Annotated in this window: 17 protein-coding genes; 14 read left to right on the top strand and 3 right to left on the bottom strand. The window is 63.9% G+C overall.

The window, feature by feature from the left end; genetic code table 11:
- Positions 1-460: 460 nt before the first annotated feature.
- The gene (locus tag U1E26_07460; protein MDZ4169478.1) at positions 461-610 is read right to left on the bottom strand and encodes a lmo0937 family membrane protein; all 150 of its coding nucleotides are present in this window, start codon (positions 608-610) and stop codon (positions 461-463) included.
- Between the two features lie 268 nt (positions 611-878).
- Here U1E26_07460 and U1E26_07455 point away from each other — a divergent pair, with 268 nt between their 5' ends.
- The 3 genes from U1E26_07455 to U1E26_07445 are packed head-to-tail and all read left to right on the top strand — an operon-like array spanning position 879 to position 5,707.
- The gene (locus U1E26_07455; protein ID MDZ4169477.1) at positions 879-1,541 is read left to right on the top strand and encodes a response regulator; all 663 of its coding nucleotides are present in this window, start codon (positions 879-881) and stop codon (positions 1,539-1,541) included.
- 1 nt (position 1,542) lies between these two features.
- The gene (locus U1E26_07450) at positions 1,543-2,952 is read left to right on the top strand and encodes an ATPase domain-containing protein (GenBank protein MDZ4169476.1); all 1,410 of its coding nucleotides are present in this window, start codon (positions 1,543-1,545) and stop codon (positions 2,950-2,952) included.
- A 25-nt stretch (positions 2,953-2,977) separates the two neighbouring features.
- Complete coding sequence (locus U1E26_07445; GenBank protein MDZ4169475.1) at positions 2,978-5,707, top strand: GAF domain-containing SpoIIE family protein phosphatase; 2,730 nt, start codon at positions 2,978-2,980, stop codon at positions 5,705-5,707.
- Here the strand turns inward: U1E26_07445 and U1E26_07440 are convergent.
- The gene (locus tag U1E26_07440; GenBank protein MDZ4169474.1) at positions 5,704-6,204 is read right to left on the bottom strand and encodes a dual specificity protein phosphatase family protein; all 501 of its coding nucleotides are present in this window, start codon (positions 6,202-6,204) and stop codon (positions 5,704-5,706) included. The two genes, U1E26_07445 and U1E26_07440, sit on opposite strands and share 4 nt — an antisense overlap.
- 242 nt (positions 6,205-6,446) lie before the next feature.
- Between U1E26_07440 and U1E26_07435 the strand changes: the two genes are divergently transcribed.
- The 5 genes from U1E26_07435 (at position 6,447) to U1E26_07415 (ending at position 12,996) form a co-directional block, all read left to right on the top strand.
- Positions 6,447-6,902 carry a transcriptional repressor gene (locus U1E26_07435; protein ID MDZ4169473.1) on the top strand — a complete coding sequence of 152 codons (456 nt, stop codon included), beginning with the start codon at positions 6,447-6,449 and terminating at the stop codon, positions 6,900-6,902.
- Positions 6,903-7,004: 102 nt separating this feature from the next.
- Positions 7,005-9,179 carry a catalase/peroxidase HPI gene (katG, locus tag U1E26_07430; protein MDZ4169472.1) on the top strand — a complete coding sequence of 725 codons (2,175 nt, stop codon included), beginning with the start codon at positions 7,005-7,007 and terminating at the stop codon, positions 9,177-9,179.
- 58 nt (positions 9,180-9,237) lie between these two features.
- Positions 9,238-10,140 carry a class I SAM-dependent methyltransferase gene (locus U1E26_07425; GenBank protein ID MDZ4169471.1) on the top strand — a complete coding sequence of 301 codons (903 nt, stop codon included), beginning with the start codon at positions 9,238-9,240 and terminating at the stop codon, positions 10,138-10,140.
- Positions 10,133-11,368, top strand: a complete 1,236-nt coding sequence (locus U1E26_07420; GenBank protein MDZ4169470.1) for an aminoacetone oxidase family FAD-binding enzyme — start codon at positions 10,133-10,135, stop codon at positions 11,366-11,368. Before U1E26_07425 ends, U1E26_07420 begins: the two co-directional genes overlap by 8 nt.
- Complete coding sequence (locus U1E26_07415; protein ID MDZ4169469.1) at positions 11,365-12,996, top strand: NAD(P)-binding protein; 1,632 nt, start codon at positions 11,365-11,367, stop codon at positions 12,994-12,996. Before U1E26_07420 ends, U1E26_07415 begins: the two co-directional genes overlap by 4 nt.
- A gap of 40 nt (positions 12,997-13,036) precedes the next feature.
- Here U1E26_07415 and U1E26_07410 read toward each other — a convergent pair whose 3' ends face one another.
- The gene (locus U1E26_07410) at positions 13,037-14,860 is read right to left on the bottom strand and encodes an ABC-F family ATP-binding cassette domain-containing protein (protein ID MDZ4169468.1); all 1,824 of its coding nucleotides are present in this window, start codon (positions 14,858-14,860) and stop codon (positions 13,037-13,039) included.
- 294 nt (positions 14,861-15,154) lie between these two features.
- Here U1E26_07410 and U1E26_07405 point away from each other — a divergent pair, with 294 nt between their 5' ends.
- From U1E26_07405 to U1E26_07380, 6 genes are all read left to right on the top strand, one after another.
- Positions 15,155-16,042: a carboxypeptidase-like regulatory domain-containing protein gene (locus U1E26_07405; protein ID MDZ4169467.1), complete on the top strand. Its 888-nt coding sequence runs from the start codon at positions 15,155-15,157 to the stop codon at positions 16,040-16,042.
- Positions 16,043-16,118: 76 nt separating this feature from the next.
- A complete protein-coding gene (gene corA / locus U1E26_07400; protein MDZ4169466.1) occupies positions 16,119-17,075 on the top strand; it encodes a magnesium/cobalt transporter CorA in 957 nt (318 codons plus the stop codon).
- Positions 17,069-17,728, top strand: a complete 660-nt coding sequence (locus tag U1E26_07395; GenBank protein ID MDZ4169465.1) for a CDP-alcohol phosphatidyltransferase family protein — start codon at positions 17,069-17,071, stop codon at positions 17,726-17,728. The genes corA and U1E26_07395 overlap by 7 nt, the downstream gene beginning before the upstream one ends.
- Before the next feature lie 24 nt (positions 17,729-17,752).
- A complete protein-coding gene (locus U1E26_07390) occupies positions 17,753-20,260 on the top strand; it encodes a sugar phosphate nucleotidyltransferase (protein ID MDZ4169464.1) in 2,508 nt (835 codons plus the stop codon).
- A gap of 167 nt (positions 20,261-20,427) precedes the next feature.
- Entirely contained in the window at positions 20,428-22,332 is a 1,905-nt protein-coding gene (locus U1E26_07385) for a VanW family protein (GenBank protein MDZ4169463.1), read from the top strand.
- 72 nt (positions 22,333-22,404) lie between these two features.
- Entirely contained in the window at positions 22,405-23,685 is a 1,281-nt protein-coding gene (locus U1E26_07380; GenBank protein MDZ4169462.1) for a phenylacetate--CoA ligase, read from the top strand.
- Position 23,686: the final 1 nt, after the last annotated feature.

The following is a 23,686-nucleotide window of genomic DNA, read 5'->3' as shown; positions in this document are numbered from 1 at the left end:
CCCTGCGCTGCAGAACCGCGAAGGTCGCCGGGCAGACCACACCCGGCGACCTTCGTCAGCGAACCGGTATTGCCCTAGGGAGACGCGGGCTCACTGGGTGCGGGTTCTCCAGCTGCGCCAGGTGCTCCAGCAGCCCCTGGTGCCCCTGCTGCGCCTGGTTCGCCCGCCTCACCGGGTTCGGCGGGCACAGCCTGTGTCGGAGCGGGAGCCGTCTGCGCAGGATAGAGAGGAACGTACTGCTGCACCTGCGTCCCGAGCACCCCGAACCATGCGAGAGCCAGCACGAAGACGAGGAGCGCCATTACCACCCCGAGTAAGACCCATAACCCGTTGCCGGAACCTCCGACATCGCCATCAACGTGTTCGACGTACGGCATAGAGATCACCTCTCACGTGCTCAGATCGCGGCGTTGTGTTCGCTACTGCGTGCGGACGACGCGTGTTCAGCACAGTCGCTGAGCTAGCCGACGCTGCGTCGACCGGACAGCAACTGGACGACGAGCAGAATCGCAGCGACCACCAAGATCAGGTGGATTAGGCTGCCACCAACTTGGAAGCTGAATCCGAGAAGCCAAAGCACCAGTAGAACTCCGAGGATTGTCCAAAGCACGACGTCACCTCCCTTCTTTCGACTGGTGAGTATCTACCCACCCGGGGGATGAGTTTGAAGATTCACTAGAGATATATGCGAGGTTTCCGATGGACGGACGATCAGCAGTGCCGGGCGGTATCGAATCTCGATACAACTTCGGTCGTTGCGGCCGGATGAGCGTGCTATCGACCCAACGGGAAACTCACCCCGCCTGAGTAAGTACTTCAGATTTGTGCTAAAGTATTCGAGAGTCGCATTAGACCGTATCGAGGTTTCGGGGCGTGCCATGGAACATGACTCGGCGATCGGCGTCTATAGCATCCATGCGGTTGTAGAGGCCACCGGGGTCCCGCAGACCACCTTGCGCCACTGGGAGAAGGCCTACGAGCTCGTCGTTCCCAGCCGCACCAAGGGCGGTCACCGGCTCTACAGCGAGGATGACGTCCGGCGGATCAAGTGGTTGAAGCGCAAGATCGATGAGGATGGCATCCAGGCCGGTCCCGCGCATGCGCTGCTCAAGCGAGAGCTCGGCAAGATCGGGGTGGTTGCCGAGGAAGCGGCATCCCACGGCGCCATTCTCATTCTTGTCGCCGAGAAGGACCCCATCACCGCCGAACTCGAGGAATACTTTCTCAACAAGCATGGGTATGACGTTCACATCGTGCTCGACGGAAGGCGGGCCGTTGAGACGGCCGAAGCCGTGAAGCCCGACCTGATCATCCTCGATGTCATCCTACCCGGGTTGAGCGGCCTCAAAGTGTGCTCTGGCCTCAAGAGCAACCCGCTCACCAAGGACATTCCCGTGCTGGTGTTCAGCGTGTTGGACGTCCGGGACAGGGCGCTGGATGCCGGAGCCGACGCGTTCTTGCTCAAGCCGATCGAACGACTGAAACTCATCGAAGCGGTAGGGGCGCTCTTGACGCACACGGACTACGTGAGGAGTGCTTGAGATGGACAGGATCAGCAGTGGCAATGAGGTACTGGATTCGATCCTGGACGGCGGATTCCCGGTCAATTCGATCAACATAATCATGGGCCTGCCCGGCACGGGGAAGACGATCCTTGCGGAGAAGATCGTGTTCTCCAACGCATCCGAGGAGCGGCCGGCCCTCTACATCGCAACGGTCTCGGAGCCACTCGACAAGATGCTTCGCTATCTTCAGGAGTTCGACTACTTCGAGCCCGGCGCCGTCGGCGACACCATCATCTATGAGGACCTGAGCGAGGTCTTGCGCACGAAGGACCTTGAAGCGTTCGTCGCCGAGGTGATCAGTCTCGTCAAGGAGCATAACCCGTCATTCCTGGTCATCGACAGCTTCAAGGCGCTGCATGCCTTCTCGTCATCGGCCGGCGAGTTTCGATCAGCCATCTCCCAGCTGATGAACACGTTGTCGTCCCTCGCGATCACGTCATTCCTCGTGGGCGAGTACACCTCAGACGAGATCGCCTCGCAGCCCGAGTTCGCTGTTGCCGACGGGATCGTCGAACTCGTGCTGCAAAAAGTGGGCGTCAAGGACGTGCGCTACCTGCGAGTGGTCAAGGAGCGGGGCTCGAAGTTCCTGAATGGCGAGCATGCGTTCAAGATCGACCGCTCAGGGCTGGCAGTGTTCCAGCGCGTTGTGACCCCGCCTGCCGCCATCTCCTATGAACTCGAGAACAAGCGCGACAAGACCGGAGTCGCGGTGTTCGATGAGATGGTCGCAGACGGATTCTGGCGGGGGGCATCGACCATCGTGTTCGGACCCCCGGGCAGCGGAAAGACCCTTCTGGGGCTGCACTTCATCTTCAAGGGCATCGAGATGGGCCACAAGGGTCTCATTGCCACGATGGAGGAGAATCCGACGCAGCTTCATCGGATCGTCGCGGGCTTTGGCTGGGATATGCAGAAGGCCGTGGACGATGGCATGCTCGAGCTCTACTACGTGTCCCCGGTCGATATCTACATCGACGAGTTCGTCAGCACCATCAGTGAGATGGCGCTCAGGAGTGGCGCGGAGCGCGTGATGATCGACAGTCTGAGCGACCTCGTGTCCTCTGAACCGGACGTTCGCCGATTCAGAGACTTCATCTATTCGCTCGTCCAGACGATGTCGACCAAGGGCATATCGACCTATATGACGCACGAGATGAACGACCTGTTTGCTACGACCGTCACCACGGAATTCGGAATCAGTCACATGTCCGACAATATCGTGCTGATCCACTACCTGCGCCAGCAGTCCGAGATCAAGCGAGCAATCGCCATCGTGAAGACGCGTGCAAGCACGCACGATTCGCGCATTCGTCAGTTTGAGATCACCTCTGAAGGAATCAGGGTAGGCGACGTCTTCTCGGCTGCTGATTTCAGCTCCTCCACCTGAGGCGTCCGAAGGGGGCCCGGCGGCAGTGAACGAGCAATCGCATCCGTCGAGTACGATTGCGCATCCTGCTGAGCCGGTCCTCGCAGCTGTCGAGCCTCTGTCCGTCATCATCTCGACACTTGTTCCCGGTGCTCGCCTCACGATGATAGCCATACGAGGCGACACGCTGGAGATAGTCGCATCTGCTGGATCAGATGCGTGCCCCGTCGGTGTCGTGATCCAATCGCCCTCGCTGACAGCGCTGTCATTCAGGCTCGCGGCGGAGGACTCGATGGTCGCGGCTATCGATGATGTCGACGTGCCCGAGGAGCTCCGCGAACCACTGCGCCAGCTTGGCTTCCGGCGCGGCCTCGTCGCACTGCTGCATCCGACGCACGAGGTGCTCTACGCCGTCGTTGTCGATTGTGCAGGAGGTGCCCTGGCGCTGGGCGAAACCGAGCGTCACGTGCTTGTCGCTGCGATACGACAGGCAAGCGAAGGAGTCGATAACGCTGCTTCGAGGCTTCAGGCCGCGCAGGCGAGCGCGAACCTCGAGACGATAGTGCACCTCGGAGTCGCCCTGAGTTCGGTGTTGGACCTAGACATCATTGCTGCCCAGACCGTCGAGTATGCGAGCCTGTTGCTGGGTTTGCCTGCCGCGGCATTGCTGTTGCGCGGCGAGTCCGAGACGGATTTCGCAGTGCGGGCCTCTGAGGGCCTGCCCAGACGGCTGTCGCGTTTGCCGGTGACGCCCATCGAGGTCGCCGGCCTTGAGGCAGGTCTCTTTGCAGGCATGGCCGAGAACTCCCCGGGCTCGTTGGTTGAAGCCCTGTCGCAGCAAGGATTGGCAACAAGGTTCGTTGCGCCGCTGGTCAGGGAAGATGGCCAGGTGGGCGTGCTGCTGGGACTCGACCGGCCCGAGCGGCGGCCGACCGACGAGGAGCGTGATGCATTCCAGTTGCTTGCGATTCAGTGTGCGACAGCCATGCGCAGCGCCGGCCTCTATGCGGAGGTGGTGGAGGCGCAGCGAATGCAGGCATTGGAGTTGGCGCGCACCGCGCTCCTGAATGAGGTCACCGTTGCAGCGACCTCCAGTCTGTCGTTGACCAAGGTGGCGGATCGAGTACTTTCCGCCCTGATGGAGGCCATGGACATCAAGCTTGGGACGGTCTACTTGTACGACGAATCCTCGCGGCGACTTGCCCTGCTCGCGGACTGCGGGCTGGACGACGCCTTCCGGGAGGAGATTCGCGATATTCGAGTCGATGTCGAGAGCCCGACACTCGTGGCGATGGCCATTTCGTTGGGGCGCATCGTCACGAGTGACGATGTTCCGATGACCGAGGCGCGGCGCGAGATGCTGCGAAGGGCTGGTTTGGGCGCGACCCGAAACGTCGCCATTCCCCTCGTGTCTAACATCGGAGTCGTCGGCACATGCGGGTTCGTCCTTGAGCGCGATGAGCCGATATCGGCCGACGAACGGGCGCTCTTCAGGTCTATCGGCGGCATCTTGGCTCAGGGGATCGAGAATTCCCAGCTCCTCGACCGAACCACCGAGGCCGCACGGTTGAGCGACGCTCTCAATGTCGCAAACAGGGCAGTTCACTCGACTTTGGATATTGACGGCGTGATGCAAAGCGCACTCGACGCCGGGGTCGAAGCGTTAGGCTGCGAAATGGCCGCGATCGAGATTCTCGAAGGCGACGAATGGGTTGTGCGTTACCAGCATGGCTTCTCACCTGATACGGTTGGAATGCACCTGAGCAAGGCGGACGCGCCCGGCGCATCGCGTGCGGCGGAGAGGGGCGTGCCCGTCGCGTTCGACTTCACGCCAAGCGAAGACGGAATCTACCGCGGTTCAGTTGATCGACATGCGATGAAGTCCGTGCTGGCCGTACCGCTGATGGCGAGGACCGAAGTCATCGGCTGCGCGTTGTTCTATGGCATATCGGCCCTCAGGCACTTCACAGAAGCTGAGATCGACTTCGGTCGCAAGCTTGGCTCGGCGGTGTCGCTCAGCTACGAGAACGCCCGGCTCTACGAGTCGGAGCACCGGATTGCCGAGACCCTGCAGCAGGCCCTTCTGACGCTGCCGGACAGCCTACCGGGTGTCGAGTTCGAGGCTTACTACCGCTCGGCGACCGAGTCCACCCTTGCCGGCGGTGATTTCTACGACCTCTTTGAGCTGGACCCGCGTCGGGTGGGCATCACCATCGGCGATATCGCAGGCAAGGGGCTGCGCGCGGCCGAACTCACGTCGCTTGTGAGGCACACGATCCGCGCGTACGCGTTCGACAAGGGCAAGCTACCCGCCGAGATACTGCGGCTCACAAACGATGTCGTCGAGAGAGCCACCTCTGACGAAGCGTTCGCAACCGTCTTCTTCGGCGTTCTGGACCGCGAAGACGGTCAGCTGTGCTACGCGAGCGCCGGGCACACCAGATCGGCTGTTCTGAGGGAAGACGCCACGGTTTCGGCGCTTGAGGCCACCGGTCCGGTTCTGGGCGCATTCGCCGGCATGGACTTCGCCGAGACAACAACCCATCTCAATGAGGGAGAGATACTCTTTCTCTACACTGACGGCATTACGGAGGCGCGTCGGGATGGCGAACTGTACGGCGAGGAGCGCCTCTTCGCCGATCTTGGCCTGGCCGAACGCTCATCGATGCAGTCTCTCGCTGCAAGGGTGGTGGGCAACGTGATGGCGTTCGCTCGCGGTCATCTGGGCGATGACCTGGCCATCCTCGCGGTTGAGCGGGTCGATGGCACCCCTTAGGTTATCGAATCCGGTTCACGACGCGCCAGCCAATCCCGCTCGAAGGCGCGAATGCGTCGCTCGATGTGAGGCGCGTGCGGGTCTGCGACCGGCCGACAGGCGGCCACGAGGCGCATCGCGTCTTCGGCGGTCATTCCTTGACCGATCAGAATGCAGCACGCCATCGCAACGCTGCGGTGGCGGCCGGCTCGACAGTACACCAGGACGCGACCTCCGCGGTTCATCACCGGGAGTGCGGCCTCGACCCCCCACCTCAGCATCCGGAGAGGTATGGGGAGGAGCGGAGTGTCGGCGGTTGGCAGTCGAACCAGCTTGAACGGGGGGCGCATCAGCTCGGAGGCGGGGCGAAACCAGATCATGCTGATCACCAGGTCGATCCGGAGATCTCTCACGCCCGAGACATGGCGACGACGCGGTCGGGCAGCGATGTAGAGTGCATCGGTTATAGCGGATGCGTCCAGTACGTGGTTCGTCGCGAGGACCGACAGGATTCCCATCTTGGGCTAACGGTTTCTCGCGAGAGGTCGGTGCACAACGAGCACGATCACCCTCCAGTCTCTTGCCCGAACGACTCGTTTCGCTGCGTCTATGACCTACCCCGGAGCACCTCGATCTCAAACTCCGCTTCTTCCGTTGTCGGAATACGCCTATGTTGGCAGCGGGTCGGGTTTGGGGTATCGCGGGACGGGTATATGAAGAGTCATTCCTATGTAGGAGTAGAGCGTTTTAAGGAGCGTCATTGTCTGTCGCCGACACAGAGGTTGCCCGACGGGTCGAGGAACTCGCGACATCGCTTCGCGGGGCTGGCTTTCGGCTGACTCACCAGCGTCTCGAAGTCGTCCGTGAGGTCGCATCCGCTGAAACGCACCCGGATGCAGAGGTGGTCTTCACGGCCGTCCGTGAACGAGTCCCGACGATTTCGCTGGACACCGTCTACCGCACACTCGGTACCCTGGTCGACCTGGGGCTTGTGAATCGGGTCGCTGGGACCACCGCAACCGCGCGCTACGACGCGAACACCACCCGGCACCACCATTTCGTCTGCGCGAGGTGCGGGCTCATCCGGGATGTCGAGAGCCCCGTTCTCGACGAAGTGGGGGTTCCTGACCATGCGGCGGATTTGGGGCGCGTCAGCGGCGTCGAGGTGAGGTTCAGCGGGGTGTGCCGCCGCTGCATCGAGGCGGAGAGCGCCTGATGCAGATGGCTTGATCTGCCCACGAAGGAGGATTGCGAACGAGCTAGGAGTTCCAAGCGGCTCAGAACGGATGTGACGACACACGACGAACGGAGGAGCAAGATGATAGAGGGAAAGAAGCCCGGGATCGCTGGCCACGGCACGTCAAACAGGGACTGGTGGCCGAACCAACTCAACCTAAGTGTGCTGCACCAGAATCCGCCGGCGGGAGATCCCATGGGTGAGGGGTTCAACTACGCGGATGAGTTCACGAAGCTCGATTTGGAGGCCATGAAGCGTGATCTGTACGCGCTGATGACGACGTCACAGGACTGGTGGCCGGCCGACTACGGTCACTACGGCGGGTTGATGGTCCGTATGGCGTGGCACAGTGCGGGAACCTATCGCCTGGCCGATGGTCGTGGGGGTGCCGGATCGGGCTCACAGCGTCTCGCTCCGCTCAACAGCTGGCCGGACAACGTCAACCTGGACAAGGCGCGGCGCCTGCTGTGGCCGATCAAGCAGAAGTACGGCCGCCAGATCTCCTGGGCCGATCTCATGATTCTCGCCGGCAACTGCGCCCTTGAGTCCATGGGATTCGAGACCTTCGGCTTCGCCGGTGGTCGTGAGGACATCTGGGAATCGGAGCAGGACATCTACTGGGGATCCGAGGGAGAATGGCTCGCTGACGAGCGCTACTCCGGAGAAGAGCGCGAACTCGAGAACCCGCTTGCGGCCGTACAGATGGGCCTCATCTACGTGAACCCTGAGGGGCCGAACGGCAACCCGGACCCGGTCGCTTCCGGTCGGGACGTGCGAGACACCTTCGCACGCATGGCCATGAACGATGAGGAGACCGTCGCGCTCGTGGCCGGTGGCCACACCTTCGGCAAGTGCCATGGCGCCGGTGATGCCGCGCATGTCGGCCCTGAACCTGAAGCTGGCCCGATCGAGCAGCAGGGTCTCGGCTGGAAGAGCAGCTTCGGCAGCGGCTCGGGTGCCGACACCATCAGCAGCGGCATCGAGGGCGCATGGAAGCCGAACCCGACCGTGTGGGATATGGGCTACCTCAACGTGATGTTCAAGTACGAATGGGAGCTGCTGAAGAGCCCGGCGGGCGCTCACCAGTGGCTGGCCAAAGACGTGGCCGAGGAGGACATGGTGGTCGACGCGTTCGACCCGTCCAAGAAGCACCGGCCCATGATGACCACGGCGGACCTCTCGCTCCGGTTCGACCCGAGATACGAGCCGATCGCGCGGCGCTATCGGGACAACCCCGAGGAGTTCAAGGATGCGTTCGCCCGGGCGTGGTTCAAGCTGACCCACCGCGACATGGGCCCTCGTTCGCGCTATCTCGGTCCTGAGGTTCCCGACGAGGAGCTGATCTGGCAGGACCCCGTGCCCGCGGTCGACCACGAGCTCGTCGACGAGCAGGATGTCGCCGCACTCAAGGGCAAGATCCTCGCTTCCGGCCTTTCGGTTTCCCAGCTGGTCTCGACCGCCTGGGCGTCGGCATCCACCTTCCGCGGCTCCGATATGCGCGGGGGGGCCAACGGCGCGCGCATACGTCTCGCGCCGCAGAAGGACTGGGAGGTCAACCAGCCGGCGCAGCTCAAGGCGGTTCTTGAGACTCTCGAGGGAATCCAAGTGGAGTTCAACGGGGCGCAGTCTGGCGGCAAGAAGGTCTCGCTGGCCGACCTCATCGTCTTGGCCGGATGCGCCGGAGTCGAGAAGGCGGCGAAGAGCGCCGGTCACGACGTGACGGTACCGTTCGTCCCGGGGCGCACCGATGCGTCTCAGGAGCAGACTGACGCGAAGTCGTTCACCGTACTCGAGCCCGTGGCCGATGGATTCCGCAACTACCTCAAGGCGCCCTTTGCGGTGTCGGGCGAGGTGCTCCTGGTCGACCGTGCCCAACTACTCACGCTGACCGCCCCCGAGATGACGGTTCTCGTCGGCGGCATGCGCGTTCTCAGTGCCAATGTCGGCCAGTCTCCGCTCGGTCTGTTCACGGACCGCCCGGAGATGCTGACCAACGACTTCTTTGTGAACCTGCTCGACATGGGCACCGTCTGGGAACCCAGTTCGACGGACGAAGGCGTATTCATCGGTCAGGATCGTGCGACGGGCGAAGCCAAGTGGACCGCCACCCGTGTCGACCTGGTCTTCGGATCGGACTCTCAGCTCAGGGCGTTGTCCGAGGTCTACGCGTGCGCGGACTCTCCCGAGAAGTTCGTCACTGACTTCGTGGCAGCGTGGGACAAGGTGATGAATCTGGATCGCTTCGACGTCGCCTGATGGCATGCGAGCGCTCGGCAACCCGCGCGCACAGTGAACGCTGAGCGTAGGGAGCGGTATGCTGGTGTATACCGCTCCCTACGACGACAGGCACCGATTCGAGATGCGCAACGGCTATGAGTTGCTGGATAGCGGCGACGGGCGCAAGCTCGAACGCTTCGGAGACGTCGTCCTCTCCCGGCCATGCGGGCAGGCGGTGTGGGAGCGGCGTTGCGCCGATGCGTGGACCGCGGCCACGGCGGCTTTCGACAAGGATGAGGGATGGACGGCGCTCGGCGGCACCGAGTTGCCCCCCAGTTGGGACGTGACGATCGACAGGATCACCCTGAGGCTGAAGCCGTCGCCCGCGGGCCATCTCGGGGTCTTTCCGGAGACGCGCTGGCTGTGGGGGTGGGTCACGGGCGAGCTCAGCGGGCCTCATCCGCAGCCGCCACGCGTCCTGAACCTGTTCGCCTACTCGGGCGGCGCCACGTTGGCCGCCGCGGGCGCGGGCTGCTTGGTGTGCCATGTGGACTCATCCAAGGCGATGGTCACGCGTGCCCGGCAGAACGCTGCCCTGAACCAGCTAGAGGCGGCGCCCATACGCTGGATCGTCGAGGATGTGGGCAAGTTCCTCGACAGAGAGGCACGACGCGGTCGCGTCTACGATGCGATCATGCTCGACCCGCCTTCCTTCGGGCGTGGTACCGCGGGCGAGCAGTACCGGATCGACAAGGATCTCGGCTCGACGCTCGAGCGATGTCGAGCGGTGCTCAGCGATACGCCCCGGTTCGTGCTCCTCACATCGCACACGCTGGGCGTGACAGTCGAGCAGCTTCAGGATCGGATGAAGGAGGTCTTCGGCCCGGGGCAGATCGCCTCGGGGGCCATGGAGTTGACGGGGGAGAGCGCGGTCAGGCCCGTTACTGACGGCGTGTGGGTGCGTTGGAGCTTGCCTACCAAGGAAGGCAGCGATGTCTGAGCCCGGAGTGGCGATAGTCGGCGGGGGAGCGGCTGGTTTGTCTGCGGCGATTGCCGCTGCGCGACTCGGCGCCCCCGTGGTCGTTCTCGAAACCGGCACGCGCGTGGGCCGCAAGATCCTGGCCAGCGGCAACGGACGCTGCAATCTCACCAACACCGCGATCACGCCCTCGGCGTACAACCAACCTGACTTCGTGGCGCCGGTCCTTGAGGGGTACTCGTGCGATGTCGTTCTTTCGTTCTTCGGCGCGATGGGTCTTCTGACGCGCGCTGACGACGAAGGACGCGTGTACCCGGTGACAGGCTTCGCCGGATCCGTTCTCGATGTCATGCGCATGGAGTGCGAGCGCCTCGGCGTGGACGTTCGGTATGGATTCAAGGCGGTGGCTATTCGGGAGATCACCGACGATGCAACCCTGGAAGTGCGTTCTGAAGACGGGCGCACCGTCCGCGCTGCTGCCGTGGTGGTGGCCACGGGCGGCGGGTCGCTCCTGGGCGACCTGGGGCACGAGATCATCGACGCGACCCCTGTTCTGGGGCCTCTACGGACGCAGACGGGACCCATTCGCGGGCTCTCCGGCGTTCGCGTCAAGTGCTCGGCATCGTTGCTCACGGAGGCCGGGTCCAGCGACAGCGGACGCCTGATCGCGACCGAGCGCGGCGAGATACTCTTCCGGGACTACGGGCTCAGCGGCATCATGATCTTCGACCTCTCGCGCTACCTTGAACCGGGCTGTGTTGTATCGATCGACCTGTTTCCCGACGTCGACCGACCCGAGCTCGTGTCCGTGCTCGAGCAACGCCGTGACGCGCTAGCCTGGCGAACCGCGGAGACGTTCTTCGCCGGCATGCTTCACGACCGCATCTCCCGAGCGATCTTGCGCGCTGAAGGAATCGCGGCGAATGCCCCGGTCCCCGCGCTACCCTGCGATGTGCTGGCCGCGCGCCTGAAGGACTTCCGGCTGGAGGTCACCGGCAGGGGCGATGCGAGTCAAGCGCAGGTGACCCGGGGCGGAGCGTCGGTCGCCGGGTTCGATCCTCACACGATGGCTTCGCGATGCGCTGACGGGCTGTTCGCCGCCGGAGAGGTCCTTGATGTAGACGGGCGCTCCGGCGGATTCAACCTGCACTGGGCGTGGGCTTCGGGCATCGTCGCAGGTCAGGCCGGTGCGCGCTGGGCCACCACGCGCGGACCCGAGCGGGATGTCGACTCGGGGATGCCGAAGTGATCGAACTCAGGAACCTTGCCGTGCCCCTGACTGCAGCAGACCCGGGCGCTGAGTCCGGAGTGCGGCGCGCGGCGGCACAGCGTCTGGGTATCGATATCGAGCGCATCACTTCGATTCGACTGCTCAAGCGCTCGGTGGACGCGCGCCGCAAGAGCGACGTCCACTTCGTGGTCTCCCTTCTCCTCACCCTCGACGACTCCACAGGCGAGGACGAAGCGGCGGTCGTCGGACGCGTCGGCGACGACGCCTCGCTTCACGTCCCGCCAGTCCCGCTGGTCACTCCGCGGCCCACTGTCGGGCCCTCGGTTCGACCTGTCGTCGTGGGCACCGGACCCGCAGGGCTGTTCGCCGCGCTGGTTCTGGCCCGCGCAGGCGCGAGACCCCTCGTCCTCGAGCGGGGTCGCGCCGTGGGCGACCGGATGCGCACCGTGGACGCGTTCATCCGTGACGGCGTGCTTGACCTGGAGTGCAACATCCAGTTCGGCGAGGGAGGTGCGGGGACCTTCTCCGACGGCAAGCTGACGACGAACACCAAGGATCCTCGCTGCCGCAGTGTGCTCCAGACGCTGGTCGGCGCAGGCGCTCCCGAGGAGATTCTGTGGCAGGCGCGGCCGCACATCGGCACCGATCGTCTCACCGGCGCGGTCCGCAGACTGCGCGACGAGATCGAGTCTCTGGGCGGCGAAGTGCGCTTCGAGACTCGACTCTCCGATCTGGTCCTCGACGCTGACAACGTGCTTCGTGGGTTTGTGACCGAGGGCATTGCCGGACGCGACGAGATGCCCGCGGATGTTCTCATCCTGGCCGCAGGTCACAGCGCCCGTGACACCTTCGAGATGCTGCATCGGCGCGGAGCGCGGCTCGCCCAGAAGCCGTTCTCGATCGGCGTGCGCATCGAGCACGACCAACGTACGGTCGATCGGGCTCAGTACGGCGCGTCGGCTGGCCACCCCGCCCTTGGAGCGGCGGAGTACAAGCTTTCGTGTCATCTGCCCTCCGGTAGAGGTGTCTACACCTTCTGCATGTGTCCTGGTGGCTGGGTTGTGGCGGCCGCGAGCGAGGAGGGCGGCGTCGTCACCAATGGGATGAGCCGGTATGCCCGTGAAGGAGCGAACGCCAACTCCGCGTTTCTTGTCGGGGTCCTGCCCGGCGACTTCGGCGACGACCATCCGCTCGCGGGCGTGTGGCTTCAGCGGCGTTTCGAGCAGGCGGCGTTTCGTGTGGGGGGGAGCCGATTCCGGGCCCCGGCTCAACTGATGAGCGACTTCTTGCAGGGCGCCGCTTCAACGGCGGGCGGAGCCGTCGAGCCGACGTACCCTCTCGGGGTTGCGTACACCGATCTTGCGCAGTGTCTGCCCGACTTCGTCGTGTCGTCACTTCGCGAGGCGGCACCGCTGTTCGATCGGCGCATGCGCGGGTTCGCGACGGCTGATGCGCTTCTGACGGGAGTCGAGACGCGCTCCTCATCTCCGGTCCGCGTGGTGCGCGATGACGGGCTGCAGTCCAACCTGCGAGGAGTCTATCCGTGCGGGGAGGGCGCAGGTTACGCGGGCGGCATCATGTCGGCCGCAGTGGATGGCCTACGCTGCGGCGAGGAGGTTGTGGCGCGCTATCGGTCCACAGACTGAGCCTGGCCACAGCCCCAGAAGCTCCTGGCGTCTCGGGGCATCAGCCGAGCTGCGCGTGCCGTTCCAGCCACTCATCCTCGAGGTCGGATATCCGCTGCTCGAGGTCACGCAGCCGCGCCTGCTCGTCTAACAGGGCGACGTAGTCTGAAGGATCGGTGTCCTTCATCCCTTGCCGCAGCGCGTCGGCCTTCTTGGTCAGCGTCTCGAGTTTGCGCTCGGTTGAGGCAAGCTCCTTCTTCAAGCGGTATTCGTCAGCTCTCGACAGAGGCGAGCCCTCGTCCTTCTCCCGAGCGCCCGATGCATCGGGCGTCGGGTCATCCCTGGGCGCTGGGTCGGGTCCGGCTTCCGCGGGCAGGGCCTCGCGCTCATCTACCAGGCGTAGGTACTCCTCGACCCCTCCGGGAACGTGGCGGACCTTGCCGTCGATCACGGCGAACTGATCGTCGGTGACGCGTTCCATCAGGTGGCGGTCGTGGGTGATGAGCAGGAGCGTGCCGGGCCACGTATCGAGAAGACTCTCCACGACCGCGAGCATGTCGATGTCGAGGTCGTTGTCCGGCTCGTCCAAGATCAAGACGTTCGGTTTGTCCAGCAGGATGAGCATCAGCTGGAGCCGACGCTTCTGACCGCCGGACAGGTCGCTCACCGGCGTCGACAGCTGGGCTGCCTCAAACCCGAGGCGCTCAAGCAGCTGCGACGGGGTGAGCTCTTTGCCCTCGATCTCGTAGCGGGTGTTGTAGCGTGAGAGTACCTCCCGGACACGCGCATCACCCAGCTCGTTGAGCTCCTCCAGATGCTGCGAGAGGTAGGCGAAGTTGACGGTCTTGCCGACCTTCACGCGGCCCGCGGTGGGCTCAAGGGAACCCCGGATGAGATTGAGCAGTGTCGTCTTGCCGGATCCGTTCTCGCCCAGGATGCCGAATCGGTCCCCGGGGCCGATAAGCCAGGTGACATCGTCGATCACCGTCCTGTCTCCGAAGCGTGCGGTCACGTCAACGAGATCGACCACCTGTTTCCCCAGGCGTGAGACCGCACTGCGCTTGAGCTCCAGTGAGTTGCGAAGGGGAGGCTCCTCTGCGATGAGTGCCTCGGCAGCCGCCACGTGGAACTTCGGCTTGGTCGCTCGAGCGCGCGCGCCGCGGGCAAGCCAGGCCAACTCTTTGCGCAGGAGATTCTTGCGCTTCTGCTCGGCCGTTTGGGCAGCTTCCGCGCGCTCCACACGCTGCAGGACGTAGGCTGAGTAGCCGCCCTCGAACTGCTCGACCCGCCCGTGGTGGACTTCCCACATGCTCAGGCACACCTCGTCCAAGAACCACCGGTCGTGGGTGACTACCAAGAGCGCTCCGGACTTCTTGGGCCACCGCCTCTTGAGGTGGTCAGCCAGCCAGGCGATCGCGTGAACGTCCAGATGGTTCGTGGGCTCGTCGAGCATGAGCACGTCCCAGTCACCTACGAGAACTCGGGCCAGGTCCACGCGTCGCCGCTGCCCGCCCGAAAGACTGCCGACTCGGGCATCCCACCCGATATCGGAGATCAGCCCCCCGATGATGGCGCGGATCCGGGCGCTGGAGGCCCAGCTGTGCTCTGGTGCGTCTCCGACGACCGCGTGAGACACCGATGACTCAGGGTCGAGCCCATCGGTCTGAGCCAGCGTTCCTATGCGGGTTCCGCCGCGGTGGATAACGCGTCCGACGTCGGGCGCGCACGTGCATGCCAGCAGCGCAAGGAGTGAAGACTTGCCGTCTCCGTTGCCGCCAACGATACCGATGCGGTCGCCCTCATCGATTCCGAGCGAGACCGAGTCGAAGACCCGCTTGGTCGGGAACTCCAGCAGGACGTTCTCGCAGCCAAGTAGATGTGCCAAGCGAAGTACCTCGATTCTCGCGCGTCGAGCATGAGCGCGATAGCTGTTCGCGACGCAGACACACAGGATACCTACCAGCCGCACTAGTGTGGGTGCACGTTAGCTTGTCAGTATCAGCGGAACCGCAGTCCAAGCGAAGCGCACGGTCGCCGGCTGACGCCGCACAGAACGCGCAGTGACGAGGGTCACATGCGTTGGTGGAGGAGTCGACTGCGGGCACTACAGCGAGGGTTGACCCTACCCGATGGGTGAGGTGGAAGGCGTCACTCCGCTTCAATACCGAAGGTGGTCACCATGAAACGCAGGCTTCTCACCGTACTGGTCGTCTCGATCGCGATGTGCCTGATGGTGCCCGCTGTGGCGCTTGCCAAGACCAGCACGCGCTTGTCGATCAGCGCGTCGTCGGGTTACGAGCACTACGACCTGAAGCCCACCATCACGGGGAGACTCGTCACCGCGTCCGGCAAGCCCGTATCCAAAGCCACCGTGAAGCTCTTCTGCGGGTCGACGTATGTCGGCGCCAAGCGTACCGACGCTCAAGGAAGGGTGCGCTTCACCGCCGAGCTTCCGGATGCGCGGCTCTCAGGTGCGTGGAGGCTCAAGTACGCCGGGAGCTCGGTCCGCCGGCCGGTCACCTCGAGCGCCAGAGTCACCCGTGTCCATGTGCACTACAAGGGCCCCGCATCTCTTCTGGATGGCGGCCAAGGCCTCGACGGTGACGGCACCGAGGACCCCTATCCCGATGAGTGGGTCACGCTGCCGGAATCGAAGAGCAGCGCACAGATCGCCAACTCCGAACCAGGTCTGGATCCCGGGCTCGATTCCGGTGAGCCGGGTCTGGATCCCGCGATCACCCACCCCGCCCCCGACGACGGCGGTCTGCCCGAAGATGGTGGTCTTGACCCTGACGCAGATGTGGATGCCGACGAGGGGGAAGCGTACGTCCCGACCTACCTGTTCAGAGTCGATATCGAGTTGAGCGAGGGCAGGACGTACGGCGTGAAGCTTTCGGAGCCCGCTTGGTGCCGCGTGGACGACTCATCGGCAGAAAGCGTCTTCATGAACGATGAATGCAGCGATACCTTCGACTTCTCCCCTGAGGCCGACGACGAGTTCGCATTCCTGTTCGACACCGGTTTCGGCTATGAGGACGTAAGCGAACTCAACGTCTTGATCTGGTAGTTCCTCACGGCGGGTGCTCTTCTGCGGGCTTCGCGCGTACACTCTTTGGGGCGGGAGTCACACGAGGGGAGCGCGCATGGGGTCGGTCACCGTTCGTTGGATCGATGCCGAGGGCACACTGCAGCAAGGTGGCCTCGAAGAGTTCGAACCAGCGCAGAGAGCCGCGTGGTGCTGGGTCGATGTGGCAGGCCCGGCTGAGGAGACTCTTGCGCGCGTCGGGGCCCCGTTCGGGCTGCACCCCCTTGCCGTTGAGGACTCGTTGCACCCGCAGAGGCGGCCGAAGCTCGATCTGTACCCGGAGGGACCGTTCCTGACGTGGCTCACGGCCCATAGTGGCGAAGACGGGCGGTTGCGAATCGATGAACTCGACGTCTTCTGCGGTCCCACCTACCTGGTGACGCTGCATGACGGCGTCGTCGAGGCCATCGACGAGGTTGCGCGGGACGCCCAGCGTCTGATGTCCAAGGGACCGGACTGGGTGCTGCATGGCATTCTCGACCGACTCGTCGACTCCATGCTTCCCGTTGCGGATGGAATCGGTGACCGCTTGGAGGACGTCGAAGACCGCATGCTCGCCAATCCCACCCCGGCTGATCTTGAAGAGCTGTACTCCTTGCGGCGCCAACTGTTGGTGCTGCATCGTATCGTGTCGCCGCAGCGTGACATGGTTCGCGCGCTCACCAGGGAGCGCGACCACGTGTCTGAAGAGGCGTACCGCTACTTCGACGATGTGGTCGATCATCTCGTTCACATCGAGGAGTCACTTGAGACGTACCGAGACATAGGCTCGGCGGTCATGGACATCTACCTGTCTGCGCAGTCCAACCGCCTGAATGAGGTGATGAAGGTCCTGACGGTGGTGACCGTCCTTATCGGTGCGCTCACGCTCCTATCGGGTATCTACGGTATGAACCTGCTGGGCGGTATGTGGCCGCCGCCCATGGAGCCTTGGGCGTTCCCTGCGGCTATGGGCGCGATGCTTGTCTTGGCCGGCATGATGGCGGTGTATTTCCGGAGGAAGAACTGGTGGTAGAGACCGACAGCGGCGTACCGTCCCCTGACGGACCGTCCGTGGACCACAGCCATGATGTGTACACCTTGGCGAACATCATCACCGTGCTGCGGTTGATGCTTGTGCCATTCGCATTCGCGGTCTTCATCAGCGGCAAGAACGACATGCTCGCTTTCCTCTTGTTCGCCCTTGCGGCTTCGACGGATTGGCTTGACGGTCAGATCGCCAGACGGACCGGCACGGTGACCGAGATCGGCAAGGCCATCGATCCTCTGGTAGACCGGCTGCTCCTTGCGGCTGGTGTGCTCGGGCTGTATATCGAGGAGCGTGTACCGCTGTGGGTCGTTCTCTTCCTGCTGGCCAGGGATGTGTATCTGCTGGTAGGGGCGGCTTACCTCGCCAAAAGGGGAGTCTCCAGGCTGCCGGTCATCTTCACTGGTAAGCTGACGACCCTGTTGCTGCTGGTAGGGTTCGCTGGTCTGATCCTCGGAGTGCCCGAGATGCCCGGGCTGGGGGTCGTCGAGTCGCAGGCGTTGCCTGGCTTCGGGGCCGACCCCGTTGTGGTGTGGATGTGGTTCGTTTACGCGGGCATCGTCGCATCGGCCATCACGGCCGTCGTCTATACGTCCCAGGCGTTCACGGCATTAAGGGCCAAGGGCGCTGTCGTCACCTAGAACATGTCGATCGAAGGGGGGACCATGAAGGCTGTGATCATGGCGGGCGGAGAGGGCACGAGATTGAGGCCCTTGACATCGCTTCTGCCCAAACCGATGGTCCCGATCGTCAATCAACCGGTCATGGAGCATATTCTCGGACTGGTGAAGCACCACGGCATAACCGACGTGGTGGCGACGCTCGCGTTCATGCCCCAAGTCATTGAGGAGTACTTCGCCGATGGCGAAGAGTGGGGAATGCACCTCGACTACGCCGTCGAGGAGACGCCCCTTGGGACCGCCGGCTCGGTGAAGAATGCCGCATCGCTGTTGGCCGGAGATGAGCCGTTCGTCGTCATCAGCGGTGACGCGCTCACCGACATCGATCTGGGCGAGGTGATCGCGTTCCATCGGGCTTCAGGCGGAGCGGTGACCATCGCCCTGAAAGCGGTCCCGGATCCGCTCGAGTTCGGAGTGGTCATCATCGACGATGAGGGCCGAGTGGAGCGCTTCCTCGAGAAGCCGACGTGGGGCCAGGTCTTCAGTGATCGCATCAACACCGGCATCTACGTGGTGGAGCCGTGGGTGCTCGACGAGATTCCCGCTGGTCCGTACGACTTCTCAGCGGATCTCTTTCCCAAGCTGATGGAGAAGGGCCACGCGATCTATGGGATCGTGGTCGATGGGTACTGGTGTGACGTCGGTAGCCGGGAGAGCTACCTCGAGGTCCACCGCGACATTCTAGACGGCAAAGCGAAGATCTACGTCCCCGGGGTGCATGCGAGCGAGTCCCTGTGGGTGGCGGACAATGCGAACGTCGCCTCCGATGCCACCCTCGGTGACAAGGTCGTTCTTGGAGACAACGTCACCGTCAGATCCGGAGCGGTGGTCGGCGACTACTCGGTGATCGGGGACAACTGCGTCATCGGCGTCGATGCGCGCGTGGAGCAGTCGGTGCTGTGGGAGGAGACGTTCGTCGGTAGGGGCGCGACCGTTTCGGGAACCGTTCTGTGTCGAAGCGTTGACGTTCGCGCCGGTGCGGTTGTCGACCCAGGGGTATCGATCGGCTCAGAATCGGTGGTTGGGCGGGGCGCGCACGTCGGCGCGAACGTGCAGGTCTACCCCTACAAGCGCATCGAGGCCGCGGCCACCGTCAACTCCTCGGTGATATGGGAGTCCGGTCACTCTCGGACGATCTTTGCGGACTCCGGTATCAGCGGGCTGGTCGGCATCGACATCACCGCTGAGCTCGCGCTCAAGATCGCTGAGGCCTTTGGGTCATTGCTGCCCAAAGGCGGGCATGTCGTGGTCACCCGCGATACCTCGAGGTCGGCCCGGATGATCAAGCGAGCGATGATAGCCGGACTCAATGCCGCTGGTATCAACGTGCGCGACCTGAGAGTGGCTTCGCCCGCCGTGAGCAGGTTCACGACTCAGAAGACCAGGTGCGTCGGCGGTCTGCACATCGCGGCGTCACGGCTCGACCCTCAAGCACTCGATATTCGCTTCTTCGACAAGCACGGCCTTGACATCGGCCCGTCGGCCCAGAAGAAGATCGAGCGCCTCTACTTCAGGGGCGAGTTCCGCAGGGCGTTCTTCTCCGACGTAGGCGAGATCGTCTACCCACCCCGTCCCCTCGAGTACTACGCCGCCGCCCTCAACGACGCCATCTCTGATGCGGGGATGGATCCGATATGGAGCAAGGTGGTTGCCGACATGGGGTGCGGCGCGGCGTCCTTCGTCCTGCCCCTGGTCGCCGGTTCCTGGCACCTCAACCTCATCGCACTCAACCCCGTGGTCGATAGCGAATCGACTAACGGTTGTGGCGAGGTGAGCGAGGAGGCGGTGGCCGAGCTGCGGCGCGGCGTCGAGTTGTTCGGCGCCGATTTCGGAGTCGCGTTTGACCGCGGTGCCGAGCGGGTGCGTCTGATGACCGGCTCCGGAGCGGTGCTCGAAGGCGAGAGAGCTCTCCATGCGGTCGTGGACCTATGGTGCAGAACACGCGCGGACGTGGAAGGCGCGATCGCGGTGCCGCTGACAGCCTCCAACGCGGTCGAGCGGCTGGCTGCTTCACACGGCAGAACGGTCGTGCGTCCCGGGTTGTCGAGACGGGCGCTGGCACAGGCGGTCGTTGACGGGCGGGCCGCGTTTGCGGGCGGAGCTGCGGGCGGATTCATCTTCGGTGACTTCTTTCCGGCCTTCGACGGGGTTCTCACTGTCGGGATGCTTGCCCGCATGATCAAGCACCTGGATACGTCACTAGACCGCGTCGTCGCGGACCTTCCTGACTACTACCTGCACCATGCACAGGTGTTCTGTCCGTCCACCCGCAAGGGCGTCGTGATGCGCGGCGTCAGTGAGGCTTCGGCGGACCTGGACGTCGATCTCACCGAGGGGGTGCGCATACGCTTCCCGGATGGATGGGTTCTTGTGCTGCCAGATGCGAACGAGCCGATGGTCGGCGTGTGGGCTGAGGGGCCGAACGATGACGTCGCCGGCGAGCGAGTCGCTCAGTGGGTGGGTGTCGTGGAGCGCGCGATTGCCCCAGACTGAAGTGATGGCGCGCGGCTTGCTCGATGAGCCGGGAATACCGCAGCGTAACGGGCGTGTGACGAGTCGCGTCAGGTCGCTCACGCGCAGGTACCATACGCTAACCGTCGTGCCGTGCTCGAGGGCGGCTCTTCGGTGTTTCGTGAACACCAGCGATCCAGGGGCTATTTGTGACCGATTCTCCCAGTATCTCTAGCGTCGACTACGCTCAGCGCAGGCGCGATCGCGCGCTGCAGCGCGCCGCTGCGCGTCAGCAGAAGATACCCTTGGCTGCAATCATCACAGGTGTCGTCGCCGTCGTTCTCATCGTGGCTCTCGAGATGGGAATGAGTTGGGGTCGGGTGCACCCTGGGGTGACGGTGGCTGGCGTACCCATCGGCGGGATGAAACCTGATGCGGCGGGCCTGACACTGGAAGCCGCTTTGCCCAAGCAGGTCGAGAAGCCGGTCGTCGTCGTCTACGGCGATGACTCCTGGGACGTGCCCGCCGAAGACATCGGACTGAGTTTCGACTACGACCGTATGGTCGCCCAAGCGATGGCGGTCGGTCGGGAGGGCGGCCTGTTCGGCCTCGTTGGTGGCCGGCTCTCTGCCTGGTTCGGCAGGCGGGATCTGCCTGCGCTGCCCGTTGCCGAGGCCACCCGTATGGGAAAGGTGCTCGCCGAGATCGCCAAGGGCACTGATGTCGAGCCGGTGGACGCACGCGTCGCCATCACGGGGACCGAACTCGCCGTGAAGCCCTCGAAGGCGGGCCGCGGTCTCGTCCACGCCCGTACGAGCGCTGAGATTCTTTCGGCCATGGTGGCGACGGACCGTCAGGTCGCCGCGGTGGTGGAGACCCTGCCACCGGCGGTGTCGGACGCCGACGCTAAGGCGGCGCTTGAGGTGGGCAAGGCGATGATCGCCGGTCCCGTCACCGTCACGTACAAGGGCAAGGAGTGGCGCTTCGACGAGGACGAAGTCGCGAAGTGGCTCGCCTTCCGTCGCAGCGACACGCCGCTACCTGATAGCGAAGACACCACGCAAGCCGCGGGCTCCCTGACGTCGAGTGCCCCCGCGGATGTGACGCTTCTTGCGCACATATCGTCTGAGAAGGCCGGCAAGAGCGTGGTTCCCGCGGTGGGTGCCAAGATCGGGCGTCCAGCAAAGAGCGCCCGCTTCTCCACGGCCAACGGCCGGGTGAGCATAATTCCCTCTCAGGCAGGCATCGGTCCTGACCTGCAGGCACTCGCGAGCGAGCTCACCTCTGAACTGCCGATGCCCGCTTCGGATCGCACCTTCGAACTCAGGACCGCCACGGCGCAACCCCGGATCACGACTGCCGATGCCGAGGCGATGGGCATCAAGGAGCGCATTTCGCGCTACACCACCACCTACGACGGCGGTCACACGGCGCGAGTCAGCAACATTCACCTCCTCGGAGACGCTCTCGACGGCAAGCTGATAGCACCCGGAGCCACATTCTCCTTCAACGGCTCCGTGGGTGAGCGCACAGCTGCGAAGGGCTACACCGAGGCTAATGCCATTGTGAACGGCAAGCTCGTTCCCCAGCTCGGCGGTGGAATCTGTCAGGTCGGCACGACGTTGTTCAATGCGGCTTTCGAGTCCGGTCTGCCCATCGTCCAGCGGCAGAACCACTCGTTCTACATCTCACACTACCCGGACGGTCGGGATGCCACCGTCTCGTGGGGCGGTCCCGACATCAAGTTCAGAAACGACACGAAGCATTGGGTGCTGGTGTCGGTGAGCTACACCGGGTCGTCTGTCACGATCGCGCTTTACGGCACCGACCCGGGCTACGACGTAGAGGCGCAGAAGGGGCCCTGGACCAACATCACGCCGTTCCCGATCGAGCAGGTCAAGGATCCGACCATGCTCAAGGGCACGAAGTCGGTTGAGGACAAGGGCATCAATGGGCGTAGAATCACGGTCACGCGGACTGTCTACAAGGACGGCCAGGTGGTGCGCGAGGATCAGTTCAGGTCGCACTACAAACCGAAGGTCGAAGTTGTCCGCGTGGGCACGAAGCCCAAGCCGGCCGAATCGGCCACGCCGACCGGCACCCCGAAGCCCTAGGGGTTTCGGAGGCGCACAGGGCGTGGCAGCGCGGATTGAGGGGGAGCCGTGTATCAACCAGAGTGTGAGGCAATGCCCAGGGCCGACATCGAGGCATTGCAGCTCGCACGCCTCAAGGACCTGCTCGCCCGGGTGAATGAGACCGTCCCGACCTACCGCGACAAGTTCGCAGCCGCAGGCTTCGATCCCTCAACGCTGAGCACGCTTCACGACCTTCGGCGCGTGCCCTTCACGGTCAAGGATGACCTGCGTGCGGCGTACCCCTACGGGATGTTCGCGGTGCCGCTGCGCGATATCGTCCGTGTTCATTCGTCAAGTGGTACGACTGGGCAGGTCACGGTCGTCGGATACACCAAGGGCGACATCGAGCGGTGGTCGGACCTGATGGCGCGGACGTTCGCCTGCGCCGGAGCGACGGCCGACGACGCCATTCAGGTCACGTATGGCTATGGACTGTTCACCGGTGGCCTCGGGGCCCACTATGGCTCGGAGCGGCTCGGGGCACTCACGGTGCCGGTCTCGGGCGGAAACACCAAAAGGCAGGTACAGATTCTCAAAGATTTCGGCGTCACCGTGCTCGCCTGCACGCCGAGCTACGCGCTGCTCATCGCCGAGACCGCGCGCGAGATGGGCATCGACCCGCGGGATCTGCCGCTCAAGGTGGGCGTGTTCGGCGCCGAGCCGTGGAGTGAGCAGATGCGTCGGCAGATCGAGGACGAACTCGGCGTGAAGGCCATCGACATCTATGGGCTCTCCGAAGTGATGGGCCCGGGCGTTGCGAGTGAGTGCGTCCACCAGTGCGGATTACACGTGTTCGAAGACCACTTCCTCGTCGAGATCGTCGATCCCGAGACGATGGAGCCGCTCGCGGACGGCGAGACCGGTGAGGTGGTGTTCACGACGCTGACCAAAGAGGGCATTCCCGTCATCCGGTATCGCACGCGCGACATCAGCCGCATCATTCCGGAGCCGTGCGCCTGTGGGCGCACCTTCCGCCGCATCGAACGCGTCACGGGACGCAGTGATGACATGCTCATCATCCGTGGCGTGAATGTCTACCCGAGCCAGATCGAGCAGGTGCTCATGGGGGTGCCGATGGTCGCGCCGCACTACCAGGTGGTTCTCACGAAGCGTGGTTCCATGGACGACGTCGAGGTTCACGTCGAGGTCGTCCCGGAGTTCCACTTCGACGAGGTGCGCGAACTTGAGGCGTTGCAGCGGCGGGTGAAGACCGAGATCGAATCGGCGCTCGCGGTCTCGATCAAGGTGAAGCTGGTAGAGCCCAAGTCGATCGCCCGTTCCGAGGGCAAGGCGAAGCGGGTTGTCGACCTGCGCGCCGAAGGGGGTGCCTAGG

The sequence above is a fragment of the Coriobacteriia bacterium genome, assembly GCA_034370385.1.
Lineage (GTDB): Bacteria > Actinomycetota > Coriobacteriia > Anaerosomatales > PHET01 > JAXMKZ01.
The sequence above is the reverse complement of the archived record's forward strand: the minus strand, read 5'-3'. Positions and strand labels throughout refer to the sequence as shown.

Coding starts and splice junctions, on each gene's coding strand:
- U1E26_07380 (MDZ4169462.1), top strand. CDS start 22,405: ATGCCCAGGGCCGACATCGAGGCATTGCAGCTCGCACGCCTCAAGGAC.
- U1E26_07420 (MDZ4169470.1), top strand. CDS start 10,133: ATGTCTGAGCCCGGAGTGGCGATAGTCGGCGGGGGAGCGGCTGGTTTG.
- U1E26_07425 (MDZ4169471.1), top strand. CDS start 9,238: ATGCTGGTGTATACCGCTCCCTACGACGACAGGCACCGATTCGAGATG.
- U1E26_07450 (MDZ4169476.1), top strand. CDS start 1,543: ATGGACAGGATCAGCAGTGGCAATGAGGTACTGGATTCGATCCTGGAC.
- katG (MDZ4169472.1), top strand. CDS start 7,005: ATGATAGAGGGAAAGAAGCCCGGGATCGCTGGCCACGGCACGTCAAAC.
- U1E26_07405 (MDZ4169467.1), top strand. CDS start 15,155: ATGAAACGCAGGCTTCTCACCGTACTGGTCGTCTCGATCGCGATGTGC.
- U1E26_07440 (MDZ4169474.1), bottom strand. CDS start 6,204: ATGGGAATCCTGTCGGTCCTCGCGACGAACCACGTACTGGACGCATCC.
- corA (MDZ4169466.1), top strand. CDS start 16,119: ATGGGGTCGGTCACCGTTCGTTGGATCGATGCCGAGGGCACACTGCAG.
- U1E26_07390 (MDZ4169464.1), top strand. CDS start 17,753: ATGAAGGCTGTGATCATGGCGGGCGGAGAGGGCACGAGATTGAGGCCC.
- U1E26_07455 (MDZ4169477.1), top strand. CDS start 879: ATGGAACATGACTCGGCGATCGGCGTCTATAGCATCCATGCGGTTGTA.